Annotated in this window: 10 protein-coding genes and 2 pseudogenes; 6 read left to right on the plus strand and 6 right to left on the minus strand. The window is 63.0% G+C overall.

Annotated features, from left to right (window positions below; all coding sequences use genetic code 11):
- Positions 1-59: 59 nt before the first annotated feature.
- Positions 60-491, plus strand: coding sequence for an anthrone oxygenase family protein (locus tag AC1D1L_RS30770; RefSeq protein ID WP_477345136.1), 432 nt, complete (start codon positions 60-62; stop codon positions 489-491).
- 30 nt (positions 492-521) lie between these two features.
- On the opposite strand, the gene AC1D1L_RS30775 is transcribed toward AC1D1L_RS30770, so the two are convergent.
- Positions 522-980 (minus strand): MarR family winged helix-turn-helix transcriptional regulator, encoded by a 459-nt coding sequence (locus tag AC1D1L_RS30775; RefSeq protein WP_477345112.1) that lies wholly within the window; start codon positions 978-980, stop codon positions 522-524.
- 97 nt (positions 981-1077) lie between these two features.
- On the opposite strand from AC1D1L_RS30775, the gene AC1D1L_RS30780 reads away from it, so the two are divergent.
- Together AC1D1L_RS30780 and AC1D1L_RS30785 are read left to right on the plus strand one after the other, a co-directional pair.
- Complete coding sequence (locus AC1D1L_RS30780) at positions 1078-1383, plus strand: Rieske (2Fe-2S) protein (RefSeq protein WP_477345114.1); 306 nt, start codon at positions 1078-1080, stop codon at positions 1381-1383.
- A gap of 1 nt (position 1384) precedes the next feature.
- A complete protein-coding gene (locus tag AC1D1L_RS30785) occupies positions 1385-2125 on the plus strand; it encodes a glutathione S-transferase family protein (protein WP_477345116.1) in 741 nt (246 codons plus the stop codon).
- On the opposite strand, the pseudogene AC1D1L_RS30790 reads toward AC1D1L_RS30785, so the two are convergent.
- Both AC1D1L_RS30790 and AC1D1L_RS30795 read right to left on the minus strand, forming a co-directional pair.
- Positions 2079-3308, minus strand: a pseudogene (locus AC1D1L_RS30790) (FAD-dependent oxidoreductase); the annotation flags it as partial. The gene AC1D1L_RS30785 and the pseudogene AC1D1L_RS30790 overlap by 47 nt on opposite strands.
- Before the next feature lie 75 nt (positions 3309-3383).
- On the minus strand, positions 3384-3791 hold the full coding sequence (locus AC1D1L_RS30795) for a winged helix-turn-helix transcriptional regulator (protein ID WP_477345118.1): 408 nt from the start codon (positions 3789-3791) through the stop codon (positions 3384-3386).
- Positions 3792-3927: 136 nt separating this feature from the next.
- Here AC1D1L_RS30795 and AC1D1L_RS30800 point away from each other — a divergent pair, with 136 nt between their 5' ends.
- Positions 3928-4821, plus strand: a complete 894-nt coding sequence (locus tag AC1D1L_RS30800; protein WP_477345120.1) for an SDR family oxidoreductase — start codon at positions 3928-3930, stop codon at positions 4819-4821.
- 56 nt (positions 4822-4877) lie between these two features.
- Here AC1D1L_RS30800 and AC1D1L_RS30805 read toward each other — a convergent pair whose 3' ends face one another.
- Together AC1D1L_RS30805 and AC1D1L_RS30810 are read right to left on the minus strand one after the other, a co-directional pair.
- Positions 4878-6797 (minus strand): potassium transporter Kup, encoded by a 1920-nt coding sequence (locus AC1D1L_RS30805; protein ID WP_477345122.1) that lies wholly within the window; start codon positions 6795-6797, stop codon positions 4878-4880.
- Positions 6798-6899: 102 nt separating this feature from the next.
- Positions 6900-7640, minus strand: a complete 741-nt coding sequence (locus tag AC1D1L_RS30810; protein WP_477345124.1) for a pyridoxine 5'-phosphate synthase — start codon at positions 7638-7640, stop codon at positions 6900-6902.
- A 112-nt stretch (positions 7641-7752) separates the two neighbouring features.
- Here AC1D1L_RS30810 and AC1D1L_RS30815 point away from each other — a divergent pair, with 112 nt between their 5' ends.
- Positions 7753-8172: a SpoIIAA family protein gene (locus AC1D1L_RS30815; protein WP_477345126.1), complete on the plus strand. Its 420-nt coding sequence runs from the start codon at positions 7753-7755 to the stop codon at positions 8170-8172.
- Positions 8173-8178: 6 nt separating this feature from the next.
- Here AC1D1L_RS30815 and AC1D1L_RS30820 read toward each other — a convergent pair whose 3' ends face one another.
- The gene (locus AC1D1L_RS30820) at positions 8179-9306 is read right to left on the minus strand and encodes an ATP-dependent DNA helicase (RefSeq protein ID WP_112565033.1); all 1128 of its coding nucleotides are present in this window, start codon (positions 9304-9306) and stop codon (positions 8179-8181) included.
- A gap of 287 nt (positions 9307-9593) precedes the next feature.
- Between AC1D1L_RS30820 and AC1D1L_RS30825 the strand changes: the two are divergent.
- A pseudogene (locus tag AC1D1L_RS30825) lies at positions 9594-9729 on the plus strand (integrase); the annotation flags it as partial.

A 9729-nucleotide genomic window follows, 5' to 3' on the forward strand; every position in this document is an offset into this window, starting at 1 on the left:
CAAGCCCTATTTCTGGCTCAACGGTTCGTCGCTGGACCGTTTGCTGTGGGAAGAAGATGCTGGTCGGATTGCTCGCCTTGACGGTCGCCGCCGTGTTCTCCGGCGCCGCCATCTATGTCAGCGTCGCCGAGCAGCCGGCGCGGCTTGGCCTCGATGACAAGGCGCTGCTCAAGGAATGGCAGCCTTCTTACAAGCGCGGCGCGGCCATGCAGGCGTCGATCGCCATTGTCGCCTGCGTCCTTGGCCTGATCGCATGGTGGCAGACCGGTGGCTTCGCCTTTCTGCTCGGCGCAATTCTGATCATCCTGCCCTGGCCGTGGACGCTGATGGTGATGTTGCCGACCAACAAGCAGCTGGAGGCGATGGCCGCGAGCGCCGACAATCCGCAAGCCAGAGCCCTGATCGTCAAGTGGGGCACCCTGCACCTGGTGCGCGCCGGACTGGGCGTGCTGGCGACGCTGGCCTTTCTCTGGGGCAGCCATCTGGCCTGACATCGGCCGGATCTTGTCGGACGGCAAGGATCAATCCGCAACCGGCGGATGACGCAGCCGCCCCAGCAACGTCGACACCGTGCTCAACTCATCCGCCGAGAGTTTGGCGCCGACCAGTTCCGCGATCGAGCGGCCGTAGACCGCCCACATCCGCCGGCGCGTCTCGCGCCCTTTGGCAGTGATGCGAATGGTCTGACCGCGGCCGTCATCGGCGACCTTCAGCTTCTCGACCAGCCCGTCGGCTTCGAGCCGGGCCAGCAGCCGCGAGATGTTGTACTGCGCAAACAGGGTGCGCTCGGTCAGTTGGAACGGCCGCAGCCCGCCCTCGCCCGCCTCGGCAAGCTCATGCAGCACGTCGTACCAGTCGAGTGGCGGCAAGCCACCGTCCTTCAAGGCCTCTTCGGCCCGTTCGATGAGCTGGCGCGAAACGCGCATCAGGCGCGCCCAGGCCTTGATGGCTTCCGGCGAAGGCATGGCTTTCTCGGTCATGCCCGCATCCTAGGCGATAGATGCAGCTGCATCAAGCTTGACGATTAATGCACCTGCATCTATATTCATGCAACTGCATCAACCGCCGGGGAATCCCATGAGACACGAAATCTGCAAAGTCGCCGACGTCCCGCAGACGGGCAGCCTGATCGCGCCGTTCTTCGGCCGCGAGGTCCATGTCTGGCGCAGCGGTGACCGCATCCGCGCCGCCGCCAATGTCTGTCTGCATTTCGGCGGGCCGCACGACTGCAAGGACGGCAAACTCGTCTGCCAATGGCATGGCGCCGTCTTCGATATGACATCAGGCGACCGGCTCGAAGGTCCGGCACCGAAAGCGTCGCGCCTGCTGTTCCTGTCGACACGCGTCGAGGACGGCGCGTTGAACTATGTCTGGGGAGAGTGACATGCCAGAGAAGAATGAAATGACTGACAAGCTCACTCTCGTCAGCCATCATCTGTGCCCCTATGTCCAGCGCGCCGCGATCTCGCTGACCGAGAAGCGCGTGCCGTTCGAGCGCGTCACCATCGACCTTGCCGACAAGCCGGACTGGTTCAAGGCGATCTCGCCTTTGGGCAAGGTGCCGCTGCTCATCGTGCGGGCAAATGGCAAGGAAACGGTGATCTTCGAATCCGCCGTCATCCTCGAATTCCTGGAGGAGACGCAAGGCAATCCCCTCCACCCGGCCGACGCTCACGCCCGCGCCCGGCACCGTGCCTGGATCGAGTTCGGTTCGGCGACGCTGAACGCCATCGGCCGCTTCTACTCGGCGTCGACAGAGGCAGCCTTCCTGGCCGAGTCCAGCGCGTTGTCGGCGATATTCGATCGTCTGGAGAACGAATTGGCCGACCAGGCCGGACCGTGGTTCAACGGCGAGCGCTTTAGCCTCGTCGATGCCGTCTATGGCCCGGTCTTCCGCTATTTTGACGCCTTCGACCGGATCGGCGGTTTCGGCATGCTGGACGGCAAGCCGCTGGTTCAGGCCTGGCGCAAGGCATTGAGCGAACGCGCCTCGGTCAAGGGCGCGGTGGCGCCGGACTATCCGCAACGCCTGCGTCAATTCCTGCGGGCGAGAAATTCGTTTCTCTCGACCCTGATCCAGCCGGATGATCTCGCCAGCGCACCTCCTTTAGCCCGATCCGCCTGAACGGATCGATCACCGTGCCGGCCACCATCGAGGCAAGCACGCCTGGCACTGGCGGGATTTTCGCGAAGGTCGCCACCAGCCTGTCGCGGAAGAAGGGCAGCATGGTGCCGTCCGACTGGTAGAACGGCGTCAGCGCCAGCGACAGCAACTGGAAGATCCGGACATGCCATCGCCGCGCCTTGGCATAGGTCTCCAGCGCTGCCTCCACACTGTCCGCTTGTGCCAAGGCATGGCTGAGCGCGGCCGCGTCGAGCAGCGCCATGTTCGCCCCTTGCCCGAGCTGCGGGCTGGTCGAATGCGCGGCGTCGCCGATCACCGCCAGCCTCCGACCGGCCGGCAGCTTCATCGTATGGTGGCCATAGCGGGCCAGCGACAGCTGGTCGAACCTGTCGATCTGGCTGGTGAACGTTTCGCACGCCGGCCATAGCGAGATCAGCCTCGCCTTCCAGGTGTCGAGGCCCGCGGCCCGAACCTGTTCGACATCCGCCGGCTTCAGGCTCCAGAAGAACGCCGCCATTTTTTCGGCACCCGGCTGCGGCCTGCCGATCGGCAGCACGCCGATCATCACGCTCGCCTTGTCGTAGCGCTGCAGCAGCGCATTTTCATCGAACCCTTCGCGCCAGCCGAGCGATGCCCAGAACGCGCCATAGGCAAGCGGCCGGGGCTCGGCCGGATCGTTGAGGCTCTGGCGCAGTTTCGAGCGCGAGCCGCTGGCGTCGACGACGAGGTCGAACGGCCCTCCCCTTCGGCCCTTATCGAAGACCAGGTGCGCCCGCTCGCCGACCACCAGCGTCTCGATCTCGACGCCGGTTTCGATGGCGATGCCCTGGCGCTGCGCGGCGTGGAACAACACGTTGAACAGCGCCGCCCGGTGCACCGCCAGCCCGAAGCGACCGCCGGGCTGCGCATCGTAGCGGACGGCGAGCACGGTGCGGCCGGTCGAGGCATCCGCGCCATGCAGGCGCTCGATGCGGCTGCCCAGCGCCAAGATGTCGTCGAGCAGGCCGAGATCGGCGAGCACGCTCAAGCCGGTCGGTTGGAGGATCAGGCCGGAGCCGACCGGCCTCGGCTCCTCGAAACGTTCGAATATGGTGACGTTATGCCCGGCGCGCTTGAGATAGAGCGCTGTGGCCAGCCCTGCCGGGCCGGCGCCGGCAATCGCGATGTCGAGAAATTTTTCCATTGCTCGCCCAACCAGTGGCCGGACAATCCTTCAGCGACCCTGCCAAATCAAGCCATTGCGGCATGCGCCAAAAAATCAACCACCGGCGTCGAAGGCAGCACGTGCCTTGCGCACTGCATCGTGGTTGAGCTCGGCCCACAAGATCAATTGATGAAAGGCGCCGAACATCGAGCGCCCGAGATCGGTCAGGCTGTATTCAACGCCCGGTGGCTTGGTCGGGAACACCTCACGATGCACGTAGCCATCGCGCTGCAAATCATGCAGCGTCTGGGTCAGCATGCGCTGCGAAATGTCGGGCACAAGGCGCCGCAACTCGCCGAAGCGATAGGGTTGTTCAGCCAATGCCATCATCAGCAGCGATCTCCATTTGCCGCTGACGCCCTGGATGACATCACGAACCGGACAATTGGAAATATTGCCGCCGTCGCTGATCGCTTTGTAGATCTCCATCTTCGATTTCAGATTGATGACCTTGCCGTCCATGGCTGGTTCCCTGCGCGTGCCTACCTCCCGAAAAACTGCCTTCTTTACGGCACCGGGTCAATTCCTATTTTAGTGCTGGTCTCTTTTTGAGACCACCAGAGCACCCGCCACATCGGCGCAAAATCAGGATCTCCCGATGACCGAAACCCTTCTCGTCACCGGCGCCTCCGGCCAGCTTGGCCGCGGCGTCATCCGCTATCTCCTGGACACGCATAAAATTCCACCGGCGCGGATCATCGCCACCACGCGTAATCCCGAAAGCCTGGCTGATCTGGCGGCGAGCGGCGTTGTCGTCAGGGCCGCCGACTTCAACGACGCGGCCTCGCTGGAAACCGCATTCAAGGGCGCCGACAAGGTGCTGATCATTTCGACGGGCGATCTCGATCTCAAAAGCGGCAGGCGCCTGAAGCAGCACGAAAATGCCGTCGCCGCGGCCAAAAACGCCGGCGTTTCGCATTTGCTCTACACCTCCATGCCCAATCCGGAGCCGGTATCGCCGGTGCTGTTTGCCGATGACCACTACAGCACCGAGCAGGCCATCAAGGGGAGCGGGATTCCCTATACGATCTTCCGCAACGGCTGGTACCAGGAGAACCTGTTCCTGGCACTGCCGCACGCGATCGCCTCGGGACGCTGGTATACTTCCGCCGGCGAAGGCCGCATCGCCCACGGCGCACGCGACGATATGGCAGCAGCGATCGCCGCCGGCCTTGCTTCCGGCTCGACCGACAGCATGACCTACACCTTGACCGGTCCGCATGCCTACACCACGGCCGAGATTGCCGCGCTGGTAAGCGAGGTTACCGGCAAGCCGCTGGAAGTCATTCAGGTTCCGGATGAGGCGCTGACCGAAGGTGTAAAGGCAGCCGGCGTTCCCGAGGATTTCGCTGACGTCGTCGTGTCCTTCGACGTCAACACGCGCTCCGGCCGCATCGCCATGGTGACCGACGCGATCGAGACGCTGTCCGGCCGCAAGCCGCAAACGTTGAAGCAGTTTCTCGAAGCGAACAAGGCTGCATTGGCTGGCTAGAATTACGCCGTAGCGCAAAACGTCAAAGGCCGTACCTTCGGGCACGGCCTTTTCTGTCAGATCGCCACCTGCGTGCCGATCTCGACCACGCGCCCCGTGGGGATCTGGAAATACTCCGTCGCGTCGGCCGCCGTGCGGGCCAGCCCGATGAACAGCTTGTCCTGCCACACCGGCATGCCGGAATTGGGCGAGGCCTTGAGCGAGCGCCGCGACAGGAAGAACGACGTCGTCATGATGTCGAACTTCCAGCCCTGCTTGCGGCAGATCGCCAGCGCACGCGGAATGTTGGGCTGTTCCATATAGCCGAAGGTCAGCGTCACCCGCATGAACAGCTCGTTGACCGTCTCCATCTTGACGCGCTCACTGTCGGGCACCAGCGGCTGCGGCGCCGTCACCACCGAGAGGATGACGTTCTGCTCGTGCAGCACCTTGTAGTGCTTCAGGCTGTGCATCAGCGCGGTCGGCGCGCTTTGCGGATCGCTGGTCAGGAAGACCGCGGTGCCGGACACCAGCTGCGGCTTCTTCTTCAACAGATTGCCGGCGAGGAAATCGAGCGGTATTTCGTTACGGCGGGTCTTGTCGAACAGATACCGGCTGCCGCGCACCCAGGTCCACATCGCCAGAACGATGGTGAAAGCCACCGCCAGCGACGCCCAGCCACCCTCGAACACCTTGACGATGTTGGAGGCAAAGAAGCCGACGTCGATGAACGCGAAAACAGCCGTCATTGCGACCGCTACCCACAGCCGCCACTTCCAGATGCGCGTCATGACGACATAGAGCAGCACCGTCGTCACCAGCATGTTGCCGGTGACCGAGATGCCGTAGGCGGAGGCGAGCTTGCTCGATTCGCCGAAGCCGACCACCAAGAGCATCACCACCAGCGCCAGCAGCAGGTTGACGCGCGGCATGTAGATCTGGCCGGACTGCCGTTCCGACGTGTGCAGGATTTCGAGGCGCGGCAGCATGTTGAGCTGCACCGCCTGCCGGGTCAGCGAGAAAGCGCCTGATATGACCGCCTGGCTGGCGATAACCGTCGCCGCCGTCGCCAATACGACCATGGGGATCAGTGTCCAGCCTTCGTTCATCTCGAAGAACGGATGGCCGACCACGCCATTCTTCGCCAGCACGAAAGCGCCCTGCCCGGCATAGTTGAGCAGCAGGCAGGGGAACACGATCGCCAGCCAGGCGAGCACGATCGGCTTGCGGCCGAAATGGCCGAGATCGGCATAAAGCGCTTCGGCGCCGGTGACGGCGAGGAAGATGGCGCCGATGGTGACGAAGGCGACGTCGGGAGAATTGATCAGGAAGGCGACGATGTAATGCGGGCTGACCGCCCACAGGATTTCCGGATCGGCGATGATGTGATTCAGGCCGGAAAGGCCGATGGCCAGGAACCAGACCGCGGTAATCGGGCCGAAGATCAGCGCCACGCCGCCGGTACCGAAACGCTGCACCGAAAACAGGATCGCCAGGATGACCAGCGTCAGCGGCACGACATAGGGCTGGAAGGCCGGGGTGACGACATTCATGCCTTCGACCGCCGACAGCACCGAAATCGCCGGCGTGATGACGGCGTCGCCGAAGAACAGCGAGGCGCCGACGATGCCCACACCGAGGATAATCGCCGAACGCGCCGGGAAACTGCCCCGCGCCAGCGCCATCAGTGACAGCACGCCGCCCTCGCCGCGGTTGTCGGCCCTGAGCACGAACATGATGTATTTGATGGTGACGATGATCGTCAGCGACCAGATGATCAGCGACAGCACACCCAGAATATCGCCGCGGTCCGCGACTTCGCCGCCGGACGACGCCACAAGCGCTTCGCGGAACGCGTAGATCGGGCTAGTGCCGATGTCGCCATAGACCACGCCGAGCGCGCCAAGCATCAGCACCTTGGTGCTATGCTGTTCGATTTCGGGATGGCTCGATTGTTCGACGGGTTCTGCCTCACTACCAGTATTGGTAAGGGCCATGGACGACACTCCGATAAGCGGGCGGTGCTCTACGCTTGCTGCGATGCAATATCAAGTGCCCTGAGGTAATGGCTGCCATGCCGTAACGCCAGGGGTTTGCCTCTACCACCCGCAAGCCTTCAGAAACCGCCCCACCGTGCCGGCCATGCCATACTCCAACGCATCGGCTGTCAACCCATGCCCTATCGACACTTCGGCCAATGCCGGGATTCGCCTTGCCAACGCCGGCAGGTTGTTCACCACCAGATCGTGCCCGGCATTGACCTGAAGCGCCGCTGCGAGTGCAGCGTCAGCGGTTTTTCCCAATCTTTCCAGTTCCTTCTGTGCCTTGGCGGAATCGGAATGGTAGCTGCCGTAAGGCCCGGTATAGAGCTCGATGCGGTCAGCGCCGGTGTCGCGCGCGGCATTGACGCCGGCGGGATCCGGATCGGAAAACAGCGACACCCGAAAGCCCCCCTTCTTCAGGCGCTTGACGATCGGGTTGAGGAACGCGGCCTCGGCGGCAAAGTTCCAGCCATGGTCGGAGGTCGCCTGCGCCGGATCGTCGGGCACCAGTGTCACCTGCTCCGGCTGGTGCTTTTCCACAAGCGCCAGAAAATCTTCCGTAGGGTAGCCCTCGATGTTGAATTCCGCCTTGGGAAACTCGTCGTCGATCAGCGCGCGGATCTCCGGCAGGTCGGAATGCCTGGTGTGGCGCTCGTCCGGCCGCGGATGCACCGTCAGCCCATGCGCGCCGGCGGCAAGGGCCAGACGGCCGAGCCCGGTGACGCTCGGCCATGGCAGGTCGCGGCGGTTGCGCAGCATGGCGATGGCGTTGAGATTGACGGAAAGTTTTGCGGGCATGGCGTGAGGTCCGGCTGTTTATGCAGCGCATCTATACTGCCTTTGACGGGAACAGACAGGGGGTTTCGGGTGTTCCAGTCATGACATCTGCTCGCAGAGGGAGGCCCAGCCAATGAATTTTCTCCAATCCGTGCCGGCGATCCGCCGTATCGAAACCGACCGTGAGGATCTTTTCGCCATCGACGTTGTCGGCCATATCTCGGCGGCAGACGGTGAAAATCTTTTTGGATTGCTGGAGGCCGCCTACGCGCTTCACCCGCGAATCGACGTGTTGATGCGGCTGGTCGATCACGAGGGCGTCGACTGGGCGGATGTCGCCGACGAGACGCTGAAGCAGGGCACGATGCACGCCCTGCAGCATGTCGCCCGCTGCGCGACGATCGGCGAGCCGAATTGGATAGCGGATGCGCAAAGCTTCCTTTCGGCGTCGTCACCCATCGAGTTCAGGCATTTCAAGGTCGAGGATGAAGCGGACGCCTGGCGATGGCTGGGCGCGACGCCACTCAGCCCTGCTACGCCAGCTGCTACCTGACGCCAGCTATCTAACGATGGTCAGCCGCTCGGCGGCGCGGGTGATGGCGGTGTAGAGCCAGCGCTGGCGGGTTTCCTTGAACGCCCAGCTCTCGTCGAACAGCACGACGTCGTTCCACTGCGAACCCTGCGCCTTGTGCACGGTCAGCGCATAGCCATAGTCGAAATCGTCAAAGCGCTTCTTCTGCTGCCAGGGGATATCGGCGTCCGGATCCTCGAACGCCGACTTGAGCAGCTTGATCTTGGCGACGCCGCGGTCGGGATCGTCTTCTTCGGGCGAGACCAGAAGATTGATGCCGGGCTTCACCGTCTCGCGCGACGAGGTCATCACCTTCCACAGCGAGCCGTTGAGAAGACCCTTGGCGGGGTCGTTGCGCAGGCAGACCAGCTTGTCGCCGGCTTGCGGATAATCGGCATTGAAACCCTTCAGCTCGCGCAGGCGCTGATTGTAGCGGCGGCGCGTGCGGTTGGTGCCGACCAGCACCTGGTCCGCCTTCAGCACCAGTTCCTGGGTGACATCTTCCTTGCCGATCACCTGCGCGGTCCCGTAGTCGCCACGCATGAACTCGCGGCCCTCGCGCACGTCGAGCGCCAGCTGGATGATCGGGTTGTCGCGCGCCTGCCGGTGGATTTCGGTGAGCAGCACATCGGGCTCGTGTTCGGTGAAGAAGCCGCCACCCGAAATCGGCGGCAGCTGCGCCGGATCGCCGAGCACCAGGATCGGTGTGCCGAAACTCAAGAGATCGCGGCCAAGCTGCTCGTCGACCATCGAGCATTCGTCGATGACAACCAGCTTGGCGCGCGAAATCGGGCTTTGCCGGTTGAGCGAAAAGGTCGGCGACATCGAGGTCTTGCCGGTCACCTCGTCGGCAACCGATTCCTCGCCTTTCGGCCGGTAGATCAGCGAATGGATGGTACGGGCATTGACCGCCCCTTTGGAGCGCAGCACTTGCGCAGCCTTGCCGGTGAAGGCGGCAAACTGCACCTGCCCGTCGACATGCTCGGCAAAATAGCGCGCCAGCGTCGTCTTGCCGGTGCCGGCATAGCCGAACAGCCGGAAGATCTGCGGCCGGCCCTCCTTGAGCCAGCGCGCCACCGCCTTCAACGCCTCATCCTGTTGGGGAGAGAATTCCATCAGCTGGAGAGACCGGATTCGCAAGGGAAAGACAAGGCCGTCACCATCAATGCCTTCGGACGCAAGCTATCAGGCTCGAACCGGAACGTAAAGGGAACAAACATAGAGGAGCCGGGTAGTCACCTCACATAAGGACATACCGTCAGCGCTGCCCCTCATTGCCCTGCCGGGCATTTCTCCCCGTATAGTGACGGGGAGAAAAAGGCTGTGTCCGAACCGGATAGATAGGTAACAGAATGGACCGATAGCATGGGTGACAGTTTTCTTGTCCGCCGGAGGAACCGGCGATGGTTTGGCGAGAGACTGGCATCATGGACGAGCGGCTTCGGTTTGTTGTGGAGTGTCTTTCTGGAGATGAGACGATGGTGGCGCTTTGTGCGGCCCACGAGATCTCACGCAAGACCGGCTACAAATGGCTTGGAC

It is taken from the genome of Mesorhizobium sp. P2_D6, from assembly GCF_056404315.1.

Coding starts and splice junctions, on each gene's coding strand:
- AC1D1L_RS30775 (WP_477345112.1), bottom strand. CDS start 980: ATGACCGAGAAAGCCATGCCTTCGCCGGAAGCCATCAAGGCCTGGGCG.
- AC1D1L_RS30805 (WP_477345122.1), bottom strand. CDS start 6,797: ATGGCCCTTACCAATACTGGTAGTGAGGCAGAACCCGTCGAACAATCG.
- AC1D1L_RS30795 (WP_477345118.1), bottom strand. CDS start 3,791: ATGGACGGCAAGGTCATCAATCTGAAATCGAAGATGGAGATCTACAAA.
- AC1D1L_RS30785 (WP_477345116.1), top strand. CDS start 1,385: ATGCCAGAGAAGAATGAAATGACTGACAAGCTCACTCTCGTCAGCCAT.
- AC1D1L_RS30815 (WP_477345126.1), top strand. CDS start 7,753: ATGAATTTTCTCCAATCCGTGCCGGCGATCCGCCGTATCGAAACCGAC.
- AC1D1L_RS30780 (WP_477345114.1), top strand. CDS start 1,078: ATGAGACACGAAATCTGCAAAGTCGCCGACGTCCCGCAGACGGGCAGC.
- AC1D1L_RS30810 (WP_477345124.1), bottom strand. CDS start 7,640: ATGCCCGCAAAACTTTCCGTCAATCTCAACGCCATCGCCATGCTGCGC.
- AC1D1L_RS30800 (WP_477345120.1), top strand. CDS start 3,928: ATGACCGAAACCCTTCTCGTCACCGGCGCCTCCGGCCAGCTTGGCCGC.
- AC1D1L_RS30820 (WP_112565033.1), bottom strand. CDS start 9,306: ATGGAATTCTCTCCCCAACAGGATGAGGCGTTGAAGGCGGTGGCGCGC.